The following is a 16,356-nucleotide window of genomic DNA, read 5'->3' on the forward strand; positions in this document are numbered from 1 at the left end:
GAACTCAGAAGTGAAACAGACCAGCGCCGATGGTAGTGTGGCGTTGCCCATGTGAGAGTAGGTCATCGTCAGGCGCCTAATACCCAAACCCCAGTACCAACAGGTGCTGGGGTTTTTTATTGGCTGCGGGAAAGTGATTTTGTTTTTTCCGCCTCCCTGGTGTTTAATCCGGCCTTACCCAATCTTATGGCTGGATGCGTCCTATGAAATCCAAGGCACTTTTAGAACTTCTCGGTGACGGTCAGGTTCACTCGGGCGAGTCCCTGGCCACTCACCTTGGTGTCAGTCGCACCGCGATCTGGAAACAGATACGTCGCGCCATGGCCGACGGCGTTGAAATTGCCACGATTCGCGGGCGCGGATATCAACTGGTTTCCCGGGTTGACCTTCTTGACCGGGATTCAGTGCTCCAGTGTCTCGATCCGTGGCGCAGGGAAGCGCTATCTTTGAATCTGCTCGATGAAGTGGATTCAACCAATGCCGAGGTGATCAGACAGGCCGGGATGGGGAGCGGGAAAATCCCGGTAGTCATCGCCGATTGTCAGACTGCCGGACGCGGACGCAGAGGGCGAGTCTGGCAGAGCCCCCGGGGAGAAAATCTTTACTTGAGCATGGGGCTTACTTTCCATGGTGGGTTTCGCGTTCTCGATGGTTTGAGTCTGGTGTTGGGTGTTGCCGTGGCCAACGCGCTTGAGCAGCTTGGCGTGCCAGAGGTTGGGCTCAAATGGCCCAATGACATCTTTCTTCCGGGCGGCAAACTCGGCGGCATTCTTGTAGAGTTGCAGGGCGAACTTGAGGAAGGGGTTGTTCAGGTGATCGCTGGTATCGGGCTCAATGTTCACATGTCCCGGGCAGAAGGTGTTGATCAGCCGTGGAGCAGTCTCGCTAGCGCGTGTCCCGAGATTGCGTGGTCACGGAATCAGATTGCTGGCGCCATTATCGATGCAGTACTGGATGTGGTTCCAGTTTTTTCGGACCTGGGTTTCGGGGACTTTCGTGAGCCCTGGCAGCGTCGCGATATTTTTATGGGGAAGCCGCTTCGGGCGCGAGGTGGTGATGTTGAAGGCGTTGGTTGCGGTATTGATGACAATGGTAATTACCAGATACGGACTGTTGACGGAATCGTTCCGGTACGAGCCGGAGAGATCAGCTTGCGGGTAATGCAATGAAGCTCTACGTTGACGCCGGTAATACCCGGCTCAAATGGTGTCTCGAGGAAGCAGGGGAGACAGTAGCCAGCGGTGCCGGAGCCCTGGATGGGGAAAGCCCGTTAGCGGGCATTGCCGGCTTTGCATCCCGTATTCGCCGGATTGCAGTTTCAACGGTTGCCTCGGAGGAGAATCGCGAGAGACTGCTCGGCTATCTGGCGGGGCTGAGCAACGTGCCTGCCCGTTGTTATTGGTCGGAACCGGAGCGGGCTGGGCTTCAAAATGCCTATTCCGACTACCACAGGATGGGCGCTGATCGCTGGCATGCGATGTATGGCGCGTGGCTTGGCCACAAGCAGGGATTTGTTGTTGTGGACGCGGGTAGTGCGGTCACTGTGGATTTTGTGGATCAGTGCGGCCGGCACCTCGGGGGGTATATTCTCCCGGGCCTGCAGATGATGTTCCGGAGCCTCAAAACCGATGCGGCGCGTATCGGCTTCGATCCTGGGCAGGTTTGGGCTACCGGGCCTGGAAAGAGTACCGGCGAATGCGTTAACCATGGACTTGCGTGGCTGTCGGACGCCATGATTGTCCGTATCCTTCAGGATGCACAGGTGTTTGGCCTTGCCGATATTCTGGTTACCGGTGGCGATGCGGATCGACTCATCGGGCTCGGCCTGTGCGGAATTCATCGTCCTGATCTGGTGTTGGCGGGCCTCCGTGCCATTGCTGATGAGGAGGCGTCCTGATGCGATGGGTGGCGCTACTCCTGCTGCTTTTGAGCCTGGGGCTTTATTATCTTCCGGATTATCTTGGGCCCTCCGGTGGTATGGCAAACGTCGCCAGTGGGAGTCTCCCCAGGGTGGTCAGCCTGAAGTCACCAGATCCGGAGAGGGGGGAGATCAAGGTGGTTCCGCCTCAAGGGGCGCCTGTGTTGTCCTGCGTACGCCTTGGCTGGATAGACACCGCTGAGCGTGCCCGGGCACTGATCAACAGCCAGTCTTTTGTTGGCGAGGCCGTTTTCACCGTTGAAGAGGAAGGCCGGAACCTCCCTCCCTTATACTGGGTGCTTATCCCGCCTCAGCCCCGGGAGGTGGCGTTGCGCCAGTTTCGGGATATTCAGCGACAGGGTATGGATTCCTACCTGGTAACCGGAGGGGAGAACCGCAACGCCATTTCCCTCGGCCTGTTCGAGCATCGGGAATCTGCAATATCCATGCTGGAAGAAAAAAAACGTCAGAATCTTAATGCGGTACTGGTCAACTTCCCCCGAAATCAGATAAGCTACGCGCTCACTTTTGAGGCTGAGCCGAACCTCGCAGAGGAGCTGGTTCAGGCGGTGAAAACGGATTACGGCAACGATTTTGATTTCGTCGAGATCAGGCCTTGTGAAGGTGTTGCAACACCAGAAAAAAATCCGTAGTATACCGCCCTCGCTGAAGAGGCGATTGTGAGCTGGCGTAGCTCAGTTGGTAGAGCAGCTGACTTGTAATCAGCAGGTCGGGGGTTCGATTCCGTCCGCCAGCTCCATTTTTAAGTTTTGACGGATTTGCAGAGGTGAATCCGACTCGGAGGGGTTCCCGAGTGGCCAAAGGGATCAGACTGTAAATCTGACGGCATCGCCTTCGCAGGTTCGAATCCTGCCCCCTCCACCACTAATTGCTCGCGGGCATCGTATAGTGGCTATTACCTCAGCCTTCCAAGCTGATGACGCGGGTTCGATTCCCGCTGCCCGCTCCAATTTGCTTGCAGTGCTCATGTAGCTCAGTCGGTAGAGCACATCCTTGGTAAGGATGAGGTCACCGGTTCAATTCCGGTCATGAGCTCCATTATTTATCCGGTCAACGTTACGGTCCTGGTTGATTAGGGAGATTGGTCGAATGTCTAAGTCTAAGTTTGAACGTAATAAGCCGCACTTGAACGTGGGCACCATTGGTCACGTTGATCATGGCAAGACCACTCTGACAGCAGCCCTGACGCGCGTGTGTCACGAAGTCTGGGGTACGGGCGAGAGCCGTGCGTTTGACCAGATTGACAACGCCCCGGAAGAGCGTGCGCGTGGTATTACCATTGCGACCTCTCACGTGGAGTACGATTCCCCGGCCCGTCACTACGCTCACGTAGACTGCCCGGGCCACGCGGATTATGTTAAGAACATGATCACCGGTGCGGCCCAGATGGACGGCGCTATCCTGGTTTGCTCGGCAGCGGACGGTCCCATGCCGCAGACTCGTGAGCATATCCTGCTGTCCCGTCAGGTGGGCGTGCCTTACATCGTTGTGTTCCTGAACAAGGCGGACATGGTTGACGATGAAGAGCTGCTTGAGCTGGTCGAGATGGAAGTTCGTGATCTGCTGAGCCAGTACGACTTCCCGGGTGACGACACGCCGATCATTACCGGTTCTGCGCTGATGGCGCTGGAAGGCAAAGACGACAACGAGATGGGTACGACTGCGGTCAGGAAGCTGGTGGAAGCCCTGGACGAGTACATCCCTGAGCCGGAGCGTGCGATTGATCAGCCGTTCCTGATGCCGATTGAGGACGTCTTCTCCATCTCCGGTCGTGGTACGGTGGTAACCGGTCGTGTTGAGCGTGGCATCGTCAAGGTGGGTGACGAAGTGGAAATCGTGGGTATCAAGGATACCGTGAAGACCACCTGTACCGGCGTTGAAATGTTCCGCAAGCTGCTGGACGAAGGTCGTGCTGGTGAGAATGTGGGTGTTCTGCTGCGTGGAACCAAGCGTGACGACGTTGAGCGTGGTCAGGTTCTGTGTGTGCCGGGCTCCATCAAGCCGCACACCAAGTTCGAGTGTGAAGTGTACGTGTTGTCCAAGGAAGAGGGGGGGCGTCATACGCCGTTCTTCAAGGGTTACCGTCCGCAGTTCTACTTCCGTACCACCGACGTAACGGGTTCCTGTGAACTGCCGGAAGGTGTGGAAATGGTTATGCCGGGTGACAACGTGAAGATGAGTGTTACCCTGATTGCTCCGATCGCCATGGAAGATGGTCTGCGCTTCGCGATTCGCGAAGGCGGCCGTACCGTTGGTGCCGGCGTGGTCTCCAAGATCATCGAGTAAGTTACTCGAGAGTAAGTGCGCTGAGTTGTTTCGGTGCAGGCCAGTAGCTCAATTGGCAGAGCAGCGGTCTCCAAAACCGCAGGTTGGGGGTTCGATTCCCTCCTGGCCTGCCATTTTTTTAACATCCGGATACATAAGTTGATTCCTATGGAGTCAAAAGCCGTTCAGTCAACCAGCCGTTTCGATTCCCTGAAGTGGCTGGTTGTTTTCGTTCTGATCGCCATCGGTGTGGTGGGGAATCAGTATTATAGTGCCGAGTCTCTGCTGTATCGGGTTCTGGCTCTTGTAGGTCTCGCGATTGTTGCGGCGCTTGTCGCCCTTCAAACGGATCGTGGTCGTCGTTTTGCGACGCTGCTGAAGGAAGCGAGGGTGGAGATCCGGAAAGTGGTATGGCCCACCAGGCCCGAATTGGTTCAGACAACTGCAATTGTTGTGGTGTTTGTGCTGGTCGTTGCGCTGTTGTTGTGGGGTATGGATTCGCTGATCAGCTTGCTGGTCGCCGGGTTTATCGGTTAACAGGAGTGGGCAATGGCTAAGCGCTGGTACGTCGTTCATGCGTATTCTGGCTTTGAAAAGCAGGTAATGCGCACCCTGAAAGAGCGTGTTTCTCTTGAAGGCATGGAAGACAGGTTCGGCGAAATCCTGGTTCCGACCGAGGAAGTTGTCGAGATGCGTGAAGGGAAGAAGCGCAAAAGTGAGCGCAAATTCTATCCCGGGTACGTACTGGTCCAGATGGAAATGGATGACGCAACGTGGCACCTTGTAAAAAATACGCCACGGGTTCTGGGTTTTATTGGTGGTACCAAGGATAAACCGGCACCCATCACCGAGAAAGAGGCGGAGGCAATTCTGCGTCGTGTCGAGAGTGGTGCGGACAAGCCCAAGCCCAAGACTTTGTTTGAGCCAGGTGAGGTTGTTCGTGTTGTTGAAGGGCCTTTCGCTGACTTCAATGGTGTTGTAGAGGAAGTTGATTACGACAAGAGTCGTGTCAAGGTTGCCGTTTTGATCTTCGGCCGTTCAACTCCGGTAGAGCTGGAGTTTGGGCAGGTTGAGAAAGACTGATCGGCAATACGAAAGCTGAAAGCTCGCGCGCTGTGGCGACGCGGGCTTTTTGTGTCTGCCTTTTGCGGTTGTTTTTTCAGTGGTTATTAATTGTTGCTAAAGGGGAGCCGAAAGGCGTCTGAACCCACAGGAGATGTATCATGGCTAAGAAGATCGAAGCCTATATCAAGCTTCAGGTTGCTGCCGGTAAGGCCAATCCAAGTCCCCCCGTTGGCCCCGCACTGGGTCAGCGTGGCGTAAACATCATGGAGTTCTGTAAGGCGTTTAACGCAAAGACCCAGGATATGGAGCCGGGCCTGCCGATTCCTACTGTTATCACGGTCTACAGTGACCGCAGCTTTACCTTTATCACCAAGACTCCGCCTGCTCCGGTTCTTCTCAAGAAGGCCGCTGGCATCAAGAGTGGCTCTGGTCGTCCGAATACCGACAAGGTGGGTACCGTGACCCGTGAGCAGCTTGAAGAAATTGCCAAGACCAAAGAGCCGGATCTGACTGCTGCCGATATGGACGCAGCGGTACGTACCATTGCAGGAACAGCCCGCAGCATGGGCCTGAACGTGGAGGGCCTGTAACATGGCAAAGCTGAGCAAGCGTCAGAAGCTTATTCGTGAAAAGGTAGACTCTACCCGCTCCTACTCTGTTGACGAAGCAGTTGCGCTGCTGGTCGAGCTGGGTCAGAGCGTGAAGTTCAAAGAGTCACTAGACGTGGCTGTAAACCTGGGCGTTGATGCACGTAAATCCGATCAGGTGGTTCGTAGCAGCACTGTTCTGCCACACGGCACCGGTAAGACTGTCCGGGTGGCCGTCTTTACCCAGGGCGCCAATGCCGAGAAAGCGACAGCTGCCGGTGCAGACATTGTCGGTATGGACGATCTGGCGGACGAAGTTAAAAAGGGCAACATGGACTTCGACGTGGTTATCGCCACTCCGGACGCCATGCGTGTCGTTGGTCAGCTTGGCCAGATTCTCGGCCCCCGTGGCCTGATGCCGAACCCGAAGGTGGGTACTGTGACTCCTGACGTTGAGACTGCGGTCAAAAACGCCAAGGCCGGTCAGGTTCGTTACCGCACCGACAAGAACGGCATTATCCATGCTCCGCTGGGTAACGTTGAATTCTCTGCCCAGAATATCAAGGAAAACCTTGAAGCTCTGGTGGCAGATCTGAAAAAGGCCAAGCCCTCGTCGGCGAAAGGCGTGTATCTCAAGAAGATCACCATTTCCTCGACTATGGGTCCTGGCCTGACTATCGATCAGAGCGGTCTCGCTATTTGATCCTTTGATCGGTGGTTACTTTGTAGTCTGGGCGGAAGCCAAGGCTGTCAAAGACCGCAGGCCCCCGAAGCACTTCCGGTCTGACTGGAAGTGCTGGAAGGGTTAAAGCAACGCCTGCGCAGACGGTGTGAAGACGTTCTCTCTGAACCCAAACACCGTTAGGAGCCCCGTGAGGGGTATATGTGGGTTTGCCGGGAATGCCCGGCGAAATCGAGGAGAAATCCAGTGGCAATTAGACTCGAAGACAAGAAAGCGATCGTCGCTGAAGTCAACGAGACTGCCGGTGGTGCTCTGTCTGTGGTGATGGCTGACTACCGTGGTGTGACCTCTGGTGACATGACGGCGCTTCGTGCCAAGGCTCGTGCCGAAAACGTGCGTCTGAAGGTTGTTCGTAACAACCTGGCGAAGATCGCGATTCGCGGTACCGAGTTCGAGTGCATTGACGAAGCCCTGGTCGGCCCGACCATTCTGGCATTCTCTATGGAAGATCCGGGCGCGGCAGCGCGTCTGCTGAAGGATTTTGCCAAAGAGAAAGAAGCGTTCGAGATTAAGGGACTGGCCGTCGGCGGAGAGCTGATGGGTGCAGACCAGATCGACCGTCTTGCCAAGCTGCCAACACGTCACGAAGCGCTGACAATGCTGGCCGCTGTAACACAGGCACCGATCACCAAGCTGGCACGGACACTGAACGAAGTTCCTTCGAAGGTGACTCGTGCTGTAGCGGCAGTTCGCGACCAGAAGCAAGAAGCTGCTTGATTCTGTTGAACACCATTTTTTATATTTTTGGGAGAAAGTCATGGCTCTGTCTAACGAAGACATTTTGAACGCAATCGCTGAAATGAGCGTAATGGACGTTGTTGCGCTGGTTGAAGCAATGGAAGAAAAATTCGGTGTGTCTGCCGCTGCTGCAGTTGCTGCTGCGCCGGCCGCTGCTGCTGGTGGCGAAGCCGCCGCGGAAGAGCAGACCGAGTTTGACGTTGTACTTACCGGTCCTGGTGAGAAGAAAGTAAACGTAATCAAGGCCGTTCGTGAACTGACCGGCCTGGGTCTGAAAGAAGCCAAGGAAATGGTTGACAGCGCGCCTTCCGTTATCAAGGAAGCAGCTAGCAAAGGCGACGCTGAAGCAGCCAAGAAGAAGCTCGAGGAAGCAGGCGCTTCTGTTGAGCTCAAGTAAGAGCCGGCTGTTGATCGAAACCGTGCGATAAGCATGGACAGGCTGGTGGCTTTGGGCCACCGGCCTTTTTCTGTTGTATATGCTATAGAGTCTGGTGAGCAATTGCAGGTTGATGTCAGATCGATAACCTACAGCCAGAGTCTTGTTCAAGACGGCGCGATAAGCCGAGCAATTCGGCCCCGAAGCAGAACATTGGTTGCTTCTTGATACCAGGTATCAGGTCTAAAGCTGGGGAATGCAGATGACTTACTCCTACACTGAGAAAAAGCGGATTCGCAAAGATTTTAGTAAATTGCCTTCCGTGATGGACGTCCCCTATTTGCTGTCTATTCAGCTGGATTCGTTCCGGGACTTCCTGCAAATGGAAGCCGCTCCTGAAGACCGCCGGGAAACCGGTCTTCACGCAGCATTCAAATCCGTATTTCCGATTGTCAGTTACTCTGGCAATGCCGCGCTCGAATACGTGAGCTACCGTATTGGCGAGCCGGTTTTTGATGTCAAGGAATGCCAGCTTAGGGGCGTAACCTATGCAGCGCCGCTGCGGGTGAAGGTCCGCCTTATCATTTACGATAAGGAATCCTCCAACAAGGCGATCAAGGACATTAAGGAGCAGGAAGTCTACATGGGCGAAATGCCCCTGATGACCGAGAACGGTACCTTCGTTATCAACGGTACCGAGCGCGTTATTGTTTCCCAGCTCCACCGGTCTCCGGGTGTGTTCTTCGATCACGACAAGGGCAAAACCCATTCCTCAGGCAAGCTGCTGTATTCTGCCAGGGTGATTCCTTACCGTGGTTCTTGGCTGGACTTCGAGTTCGATCCGAAGGACTCTGTGTTCGTTCGTATCGACCGCCGTCGCAAACTGCCGGCATCTATTCTGCTGCGGGCACTTGGCTATACCTCCGAGCAGATGCTCGAGATGTTCTTCGAGACCAGCAAGTTCAGCCTGGGCGCGGAAGTGTGCAAGCTGGAGCTGGTGCCGAGCCGTCTGCGTGGCGACATTGCGACCTTCGATATCAAGGGCAATGACGGCAACGTGATTGTCGAGGAAGGCCGCCGGATTACCGCCCGTCACATTAAGCAACTGGAAAAAGCCGGCATCAACGAGCTCGAGGTACCGACTGAGTACCTTTACGGCCGAGTACTGGCCAAGGATATGATCGATCAGGCGTCCGGTGAAGTCCTGGTGGAATGTAACTCCGAGCTGACCGAAGAACTGGTTGCCAAGATTCTCGACGCCGGCGTGAAGGATATCGAAACCCTTTACACCAACGACCTGGATTGCGGTCCGTTCATGTCCGACACCCTGCGCATCGATCCGACCCGCACGCCGCTGGAAGCGCTGGTCGAGATATACCGGATGATGCGCCCGGGCGAGCCGCCCACCAAAGAGTCGGCTGAGAACCTGTTCAATAACCTGTTCTTCTCCGAAGAGCGATATGACCTGTCAGCGGTTGGCCGCATGAAGCTCAACCGTCGTCTGCGCCGCGAGGAAAGCACCGGTGAAGGCACCCTGACCCACGAAGACATCATCGATGTCCTCAAGACCCTGATCGATATCCGTAACGGCCAGGGCAATGTGGATGACATCGATAACCTGGGTAACCGTCGTGTTCGCTGCGTCGGTGAAATGGCCGAGAACCAGTTCCGTGTGGGTCTCGTTCGGGTTGAGCGCGCGGTTCGCGAGCGTCTGAGTCTGGCGGAAAGTGAGGGCCTGATGCCTCAGGACCTGATCAATGCCAAGCCAGTGGCGGCAGCGGTTAAGGAGTTTTTTGGTTCCAGCCAGTTGTCCCAGTTCATGGACCAGAACAACCCGCTTTCGGAAGTAACCCACAAGCGGCGTATCTCGGCTCTTGGGCCAGGTGGTCTGACCCGTGAGCGTGCGGGCTTTGAAGTTCGTGACGTACACCCGACCCATTATGGCCGCGTGTGCCCGATCGAGACACCGGAAGGTCCCAACATCGGCCTGATCAACTCGCTGGCGACTTACGCTCGTTCCAACTCCTACGGCTTCCTGGAGAGTCCGTACCGGAAGGTCGAGAACGGCGTGGTTACCGACGAGGTGGTGTATCTGTCCGCCATCGAGGAAAGCAACTACGTCATCGCCCAGGCCAGCGCGGCCATGGATGAGAAGACCAAGCGCCTGACCGATGAGCTGGTTACCGTGCGTCACCAGAACGAGTTCACCGTCACCCCGCCGGAAAGCGTCAACTTCATGGACGTGTCTCCGCGCCAAGTGGTGTCGGTGGCGGCGTCACTGATTCCGTTCCTGGAGCACGACGACGCCAACCGCGCACTGATGGGTGCAAACATGCAGCGTCAGGCGGTCCCGACCCTGCGTTCACAGGTGCCGCTGGTTGGTACCGGTGTTGAGCGCACGGTGGCCCAGGATTCCGGTGTCTGTGTAACGGCCCGTCGCGGTGGCGTTATCGAGAGTGTTGACGCGGCCCGTATCGTGGTCCGTGTTAACAACGAGGAAACCGAAGCGGGTGATGCCGGTGTGGATATCTACAATCTCACCAAGTACACCCGTTCGAACCAGAACACCTGCATTAACCAGCGCTCCATCGTGCGTCAGGGTGATGTCATTGCCCGCGGTGACGTGTTGGCTGATGGTCCGTCCGTGGATCTGGGTGAGCTGGCGCTGGGGCAGAACATGCGCATCGCGTTCATGCCCTGGAACGGTTACAACTTCGAGGACTCCATCCTCATCTCCGAGAAAGTGGTTCAGGAAGACCGCCTGACCACCATTCACATTCAGGAACTGACCTGTGTGGCCCGGGACACCAAGTTGGGCAGCGAAGAAATCACCGCGGATATTCCGAACGTTGGTGAGAGTGCGCTGTCGAAGCTCGACGAGTCCGGCATTGTGTACATCGGTGCGGAAGTAGGGCCGGGCGATATCCTGGTTGGCAAGGTGACACCGAAGGGTGAAACCCAACTGACGCCAGAGGAAAAGCTGCTGCGTGCCATCTTCGGTGAGAAGGCGTCCGATGTTAAGGACACTTCCTCACGGGTGCCGACCGGTACCCGCGGTACGGTCATTGATGTTCAGGTATTTACCCGCGACGGTATCGAGAAGGACCAGCGTGCCCAGTCCATTGAGAAAGAGCAACTGGACCAGTACCGCAAGGATCTGAAAGACGAATACCGCATTGTTGAGGGGGCTACTTTCGAGCGTCTCATGAGCGCCCTGAAAGGCCAGGTAGTGATCAGTGGTCCGGGCCTGAAAAAAGGCGCAACTCTTGATGAGGGCTACCTGGCTGAGCTGCCGCGTTCCGACTGGTTCAAGCTCCGGATGAAAGACGAGAGCCTGAACGAGCTGTTGGAGAAATCCGAGCAGGGCCTGGAAGATCGCAAAAAAGAGCACGAAGCTCGCTTTGATGACAAGAAAGGCAAGCTCCAGCAGGGTGATGACCTTGCCCCGGGCGTGCTGAAAATTGTCAAGGTGTACCTGGCGATCAAGCGCCGCATCCAGCCGGGTGACAAGATGGCCGGCCGTCACGGTAACAAGGGTGTTATTTCTTCGGTTATGCCGATTGAAGACATGCCTTACGACGAACACGGCAATACGGTTGATGTTGTTCTGAATCCGCTGGGTGTCCCTTCGCGGATGAACGTAGGCCAGGTGCTTGAGACCCATCTGGGGGCGGCGGCCAAGGGTCTGGGTGAGCGAATCAGCCAAATGTTGGATGAGCAGCGCAAGGTGGCGGAATTACGCAAGCTGCTGGATGAGATCTACAATCATTCGGACGAAGTGTTCAAGGTGGACCTGGATTCCCTGTCTGACAAGGAAATCCTGGAGATGTGCCATAACCTCCGTGGCGGCGTTCCCATGGCAACGCCGGTGTTCGACGGTGCCAAGGAGGCCGAGGTCAAGCGCATGCTTGAGTTGGCGGGAATGAGCACCACCGGCCAGACCAGGCTTTACGATGGTCGTACCGGTGATGCCTTTGATCGCCCTGTGACGGTTGGTTACATGTACATCCTGAAGCTGAACCACCTGATCGATGACAAGATGCACGCTCGTTCCACCGGTTCCTACAGCCTGGTTACCCAGCAGCCGCTGGGTGGCAAGGCTCAGTTCGGTGGCCAGCGCTTCGGTGAGATGGAAGTGTGGGCCCTTGAGGCCTACGGTGCAGCCTATACGCTGCAGGAGATGCTCACCGTCAAGTCTGATGACGTGAACGGTCGGACCAAGATGTACAAGAACATTGTCGATGGAGACCATCGTATGGAGCCGGGCATGCCCGAGTCCTTCAACGTTCTTGTCAAGGAGATCCGCTCGCTGGGTATCGACATCGAGCTGGAATCCGAGTGAGCCGAATTGTTTTTGGCAGCGTGAGCGGGCACAACCTGTGCCCGCCCGAGATTAACGCCATCCGGAGCTTTTACTGATGAAAGATTTGCTGAATCTTCTCAAGAGCCAGAACCAAAGCAAGGAATTCGACGCCATCCGTATTGGCCTGGCGTCGCCTGATATGATCCGTTCCTGGTCCTTTGGCGAAGTGAAGAAGCCTGAGACCATTAACTACCGTACCTTCAAGCCGGAGCGTGACGGTCTTTTCTGTGCCAAGATCTTCGGCCCGATCAAGGACTATGAGTGCCTGTGTGGCAAGTACAAGCGCCTGAAGCACCGCGGTGTCATCTGCGAGAAGTGTGGCGTTGAGGTGGCCCTGGCCAGTGTGCGTCGTGAGCGCATGGGCCACATTGAGCTCGCCAGCCCGGTGGCACACATCTGGTTCCTGAAGTCACTGCCGTCCCGTATTGGCCTGATGCTGGACATGACGCTGCGTGACATTGAGCGGGTCCTGTACTTCGAATCCTTTATTGTGATCGATCCGGGGATGACCACCCTGGAGAAGGGGCAGTTGCTGAACGACGAGCAGTACTACGAAGCCCTGGAAGAATTCGGTGACGAGTTCGACGCCCGTATGGGGGCTGAAGCGGTCAAGGAGCTGTTGGAAGGTATCGACCTGCAGGAAGAGGTTGATGCGCTGCGTGAAGAAATCCCGCAGACCAACTCCGAAACCAAGATCAAGAAGTTCAGCAAGCGTCTGAAGATTCTCGAGGCCTTCCTTTACTCCGGCAACAAGCCTGGCGACATGGTCATGACCGTGCTGCCGGTTCTGCCGCCGGATCTGCGGCCGCTGGTGCCGTTGGACGGCGGTCGGTTTGCGACGTCAGACCTGAACGACCTGTACCGCCGGGTAATTAACCGGAACAACCGCCTCAAGCGCTTGCTGGAGCTCAATGCTCCGGACATCATCGTGCGCAACGAGAAGCGGATGCTGCAGGAAGCCGTGGACGCGCTGCTGGACAACGGCCGTCGTGGCCGGGCCATCACCGGCACCAACAAGCGCCCACTGAAGTCCCTGGCCGATATGATCAAGGGCAAGCAGGGCCGGTTCCGTCAGAACCTGCTGGGCAAGCGTGTGGACTACTCCGGTCGTTCCGTGATCGTGGTTGGTCCGTACCTGCGCCTGCACCAGTGTGGCCTTCCGAAGAAAATGGCGCTGGAACTGTTCAAGCCGTTTATTTTCTCCAAGCTCGAGCACCGTGGCCTGGCGACCACCATCAAGGCCGCCAAGAAGATGGTCGAGCGCGAGGAAGGCGTGGTCTGGGATATCCTGGACGAGGTCATCCGCGAGCATCCGATCATGCTGAACCGTGCGCCGACCCTGCATCGTCTGGGTATCCAGGCGTTCGAGCCGGTGCTGATCGAAGGCAAGGCGATCCAGCTGCACCCGCTGGTGTGTGCGGCTTACAACGCCGACTTCGACGGTGACCAGATGGCGGTACACGTACCGCTGACCATAGAGGCCCAGCTCGAAGCCCGTGCGTTGATGATGTCCACCAACAACGTGCTGTCGCCGGCCAACGGCGAGCCAATCATTGTGCCGTCCCAGGATGTGGTGCTTGGTCTGTACTACATGACCCGTGAGCGCAAGAGCGCCCTCGGTGAAGGTATGGTGTTCTCCGACGTCAAAGAGGCGCACCGGGCCTACGGTGCCGGCAAGGTTGATCTTCAGGCTGTTGTCAAGGTTCGGGTGAAAGAAGTTGCGATTGCCGAGGACGGTTCGCGCACCGAAGAGTACAGGATCGTTGATACCACGGTCGGTCGCGCGCTGCTGTTTGATATCGTGCCGGACGGCCTGTCTTACGACCTGGTGAACAAGCCCATGGTCAAGAAGGCGATCTCCAACCTGATCAACACCTGCTACCGTGATGCCGGTCTGAAGGATACCGTTATCTTTGCGGACCAACTGATGTACATGGGTTATCACTACGCCACCGTGTCCGGTATCTCAATCGGTTTCAACGATTTCGAGATTCCGCCGGAGAAGTACGAGCTGGTTGATGCGGCATCCGCCGAGGTAAAGGATATCGAAACCCAGTACGCGTCCGGTCTGCTGACCCAGGGCGAGAAGTACAACAAGGTGATCGATATCTGGTCCCGTGCCAACGATAAAGTGTCCAAGGCCATGATGGAGCGTCTTTCCAGGGAGCAGGTAATCGGTCCTGATGGGCAGCCTGTCAAGGGCGAAGACGGCGAGTATGAAATGCAGGAGTCGTTCAACTCCGTGTACATGATGGCCGATTCCGGTGCCCGGGGCTCCGCGGCCCAGATTCGTCAGTTGGCCGGTATGCGTGGCCTGATGGCCAAGCCCGATGGCTCCATCATCGAAACGCCGATCACCGCGAACTTCCGTGAGGGTCTGAACGTACTCCAGTACTTCATTTCAACTCACGGTGCCCGGAAAGGTTTGGCGGATACCGCACTGAAGACAGCGAACTCGGGTTACCTGACCCGTCGTCTGGTTGACGTTTCCCAGGATCTGGTTGTTACCGAGGACGATTGCGGTACTGACGAAGGCCTGCTGATGACGCCGCATATCGAAGGCGGCGACGTTGTTGTGCCTCTGGGTGACCGCGTGCTGGGGCGTGTTACTGCCCGTGATGCATTTACTCCGACAGACAAGGACAACGCCGTTGTTGCGGCGGGCACCCTGCTGGACGAGAAAGCGGTTGAAGCCCTTGAACAGGCCGGTGTTGACGAAGTCTGGGTTCGTTCTGCAATTACCTGTGAGACCCGTCACGGCATCTGCTCGAAGTGCTACGGTCGTGATCTGGCCCGTGGCCACCGGGTGAACGTTGGCGAGGCCGTAGGTGTTATTGCTGCCCAGTCCATCGGTGAGCCGGGTACCCAGCTCACTATGCGGACCTTCCACATTGGTGGTGCTGCGAGCCGGGCATCGGCCGTTGACAACATCCAGGTCAAGCATGGCGGTACAGTACGCCTGCATAACCTGAAATCGATTGAAAAGAGCGACGGTTCTCTTGTCGTCGTATCCCGTTCCTCTGCACTGGCCATCGCGGATGATCAGGGGCGTGAACGTGAGTGGTACAAGCTGCCCTACGGTGCCGTGCTGTCCGTGAAGCACGGTGACACGGTTGAAGCGGGTGTTGCGGTGGCCAAGTGGGATCCACACACCCACCCGATCATCGCCGAAGCCGAAGGTACCGCCAAGTTCGTCAACATGGATCAGGGCATTACCGTCCGCACCCAGACCGACGAACTGACCGGCCTGTCCACCATGGAGGTCATCGATCCGAAAGAGCGCCCTGCGGCGGGGAAGGATATTCGTCCGGCGATCCAGTTGATCGACGCCACGGGAGAAGAGGTGGAGCTGCCAGGGGGTGGCACGGCAATCTTCTTCCTGCCCGCGAACGCCCTGGTGACCATGGCCAATGGCGCCAAGATCGAGCTTGGTGACGTGGTTGCCCGGATTCCGCAGGAAAGCTCCAAGACACGGGATATCACCGGTGGTCTGCCGCGGGTTGCCGATCTGTTCGAGGCCCGTCGCCCGAAAGAGTCTTCCATCCTTGCAGAGATTAGCGGCATAGTGTCCTTCGGTAAGGAAACCAAGGGTAAGAAGCGTCTGGTGATTACGCCGAAGGATGGCGATGCCTACGAAGTGCTTATTCCGAAGCATCGTCAGATGAACGTGTTTGAAGGCGAGACGGTTGAAAAGGGTGAAGTGATTTCCGATGGCCCGTCCAACCCGCATGACATCCTGCGCCTGCTGGGTGTTGTCGCGCTTGCCAAATACATCACCAACGAGATCCAGGACGTGTACCGTCTGCAGGGCGTTGTCATCAACGATAAACACATTGAGGTTATCGTCAGGCAGATGCTGCGCAAGGTCGAAATTACCGATCCGGGCGATACGACCCTGCTGTCCGGCGATCAGGTGGAAATCACCCAGGTGCTGGAAGAAAACGAGAAGGCCGAGGTGGCAGACAAGGAGCCGGCGCGGTTCGAGCGTCTGCTGCTGGGGATCACCAAGGCGTCCCTGGCCACCGAGTCCTTCATTTCAGCGGCGTCGTTCCAGGAAACCACCCGGGTACTCACCGAAGGTGCGGTTACCGGTAAGCGGGATTACCTCCGGGGCCTGAAAGAAAACGTTGTGGTTGGCCGGCTGATTCCGGCAGGTACCGGCCTGGCCTACCACGCCGAGCGTCGTCGCAAGCGCGAACTGGAAGCGCAGGGCGTTACTGCGGCAGACGTGGAAGAAGCTCTGAGCGCCGAGCTCAATCGCGAAAGCTGAGTTGGGCCGGT

The 16,356-nt window shown here is 56.7% G+C and carries 12 protein-coding genes and 5 tRNA genes; all 17 read left to right on the forward strand.

Translation table 11 applies throughout. The features are described from left to right. Window positions 1-203: 203 nt before the first annotated feature. The 17 genes from QPL96_RS17685 to rpoC all read left to right on the forward strand — a co-directional run bounded on the left by QPL96_RS17685 (window position 204) and on the right by rpoC (window position 16,345). Window positions 204-1,169, forward strand: a complete 966-nt coding sequence (locus QPL96_RS17685; RefSeq protein WP_303288640.1) for a biotin--[acetyl-CoA-carboxylase] ligase — start codon at window positions 204-206, stop codon at window positions 1,167-1,169. After that, entirely contained in the window at window positions 1,166-1,897 is a 732-nt protein-coding gene (locus QPL96_RS17690) for a type III pantothenate kinase (RefSeq protein WP_303288641.1), read from the forward strand. The genes QPL96_RS17685 and QPL96_RS17690 overlap by 4 nt, the downstream gene beginning before the upstream one ends. Continuing rightward, on the forward strand, window positions 1,897-2,571 hold the full coding sequence (locus QPL96_RS17695; protein ID WP_303288642.1) for a hypothetical protein: 675 nt from the start codon (window positions 1,897-1,899) through the stop codon (window positions 2,569-2,571). Before QPL96_RS17690 ends, QPL96_RS17695 begins: the two co-directional genes overlap by 1 nt. Before the next feature lie 31 nt (window positions 2,572-2,602). Next, window positions 2,603-2,678 (forward strand) — tRNA-Thr (locus QPL96_RS17700). A 40-nt stretch (window positions 2,679-2,718) separates the two neighbouring features. Further along, a tRNA-Tyr gene (locus QPL96_RS17705) sits at window positions 2,719-2,803 on the forward strand. Window positions 2,804-2,813: 10 nt separating this feature from the next. Next, a tRNA-Gly gene (locus tag QPL96_RS17710) sits at window positions 2,814-2,888 on the forward strand. A 13-nt stretch (window positions 2,889-2,901) separates the two neighbouring features. After that, window positions 2,902-2,977 (forward strand) — tRNA-Thr (locus QPL96_RS17715). A 51-nt stretch (window positions 2,978-3,028) separates the two neighbouring features. After that, window positions 3,029-4,225 carry an elongation factor Tu gene (gene tuf / locus QPL96_RS17720; protein ID WP_303288643.1) on the forward strand — a complete coding sequence of 399 codons (1,197 nt, stop codon included), beginning with the start codon at window positions 3,029-3,031 and terminating at the stop codon, window positions 4,223-4,225. Between the two features lie 37 nt (window positions 4,226-4,262). Next, window positions 4,263-4,338 (forward strand) — tRNA-Trp (locus tag QPL96_RS17725). Window positions 4,339-4,372: 34 nt separating this feature from the next. Then, a complete protein-coding gene (gene secE, locus QPL96_RS17730; protein ID WP_303288644.1) occupies window positions 4,373-4,741 on the forward strand; it encodes a preprotein translocase subunit SecE in 369 nt (122 codons plus the stop codon). A gap of 12 nt (window positions 4,742-4,753) precedes the next feature. Continuing rightward, a complete protein-coding gene (gene nusG, locus QPL96_RS17735) occupies window positions 4,754-5,287 on the forward strand; it encodes a transcription termination/antitermination protein NusG (protein WP_303288645.1) in 534 nt (177 codons plus the stop codon). 140 nt (window positions 5,288-5,427) lie between these two features. Beyond that, window positions 5,428-5,859 carry a 50S ribosomal protein L11 gene (rplK, locus tag QPL96_RS17740; RefSeq protein ID WP_048497730.1) on the forward strand — a complete coding sequence of 144 codons (432 nt, stop codon included), beginning with the start codon at window positions 5,428-5,430 and terminating at the stop codon, window positions 5,857-5,859. 1 nt (window position 5,860) lies between these two features. Further along, window positions 5,861-6,559: a 50S ribosomal protein L1 gene (gene rplA, locus QPL96_RS17745; protein ID WP_303288646.1), complete on the forward strand. Its 699-nt coding sequence runs from the start codon at window positions 5,861-5,863 to the stop codon at window positions 6,557-6,559. 225 nt (window positions 6,560-6,784) lie between these two features. Then, window positions 6,785-7,315 carry a 50S ribosomal protein L10 gene (gene rplJ, locus QPL96_RS17750; RefSeq protein ID WP_064228578.1) on the forward strand — a complete coding sequence of 177 codons (531 nt, stop codon included), beginning with the start codon at window positions 6,785-6,787 and terminating at the stop codon, window positions 7,313-7,315. 40 nt (window positions 7,316-7,355) lie between these two features. Beyond that, a complete protein-coding gene (gene rplL / locus QPL96_RS17755) occupies window positions 7,356-7,733 on the forward strand; it encodes a 50S ribosomal protein L7/L12 (RefSeq protein WP_303288647.1) in 378 nt (125 codons plus the stop codon). A gap of 241 nt (window positions 7,734-7,974) precedes the next feature. Further along, a complete protein-coding gene (rpoB, locus tag QPL96_RS17760) occupies window positions 7,975-12,054 on the forward strand; it encodes a DNA-directed RNA polymerase subunit beta (RefSeq protein WP_303288648.1) in 4,080 nt (1,359 codons plus the stop codon). A 76-nt stretch (window positions 12,055-12,130) separates the two neighbouring features. Then, window positions 12,131-16,345 carry a DNA-directed RNA polymerase subunit beta' gene (gene rpoC / locus QPL96_RS17765; RefSeq protein WP_303288649.1) on the forward strand — a complete coding sequence of 1,405 codons (4,215 nt, stop codon included), beginning with the start codon at window positions 12,131-12,133 and terminating at the stop codon, window positions 16,343-16,345. The last annotated feature ends 11 nt before the right edge of the window (window positions 16,346-16,356 follow it).

The organism is Marinobacter sp. SS8-8 (genome assembly GCF_030540945.1).
In the GTDB taxonomy this organism is placed as follows: Bacteria; Pseudomonadota; Gammaproteobacteria; order Pseudomonadales; family Oleiphilaceae; genus Marinobacter.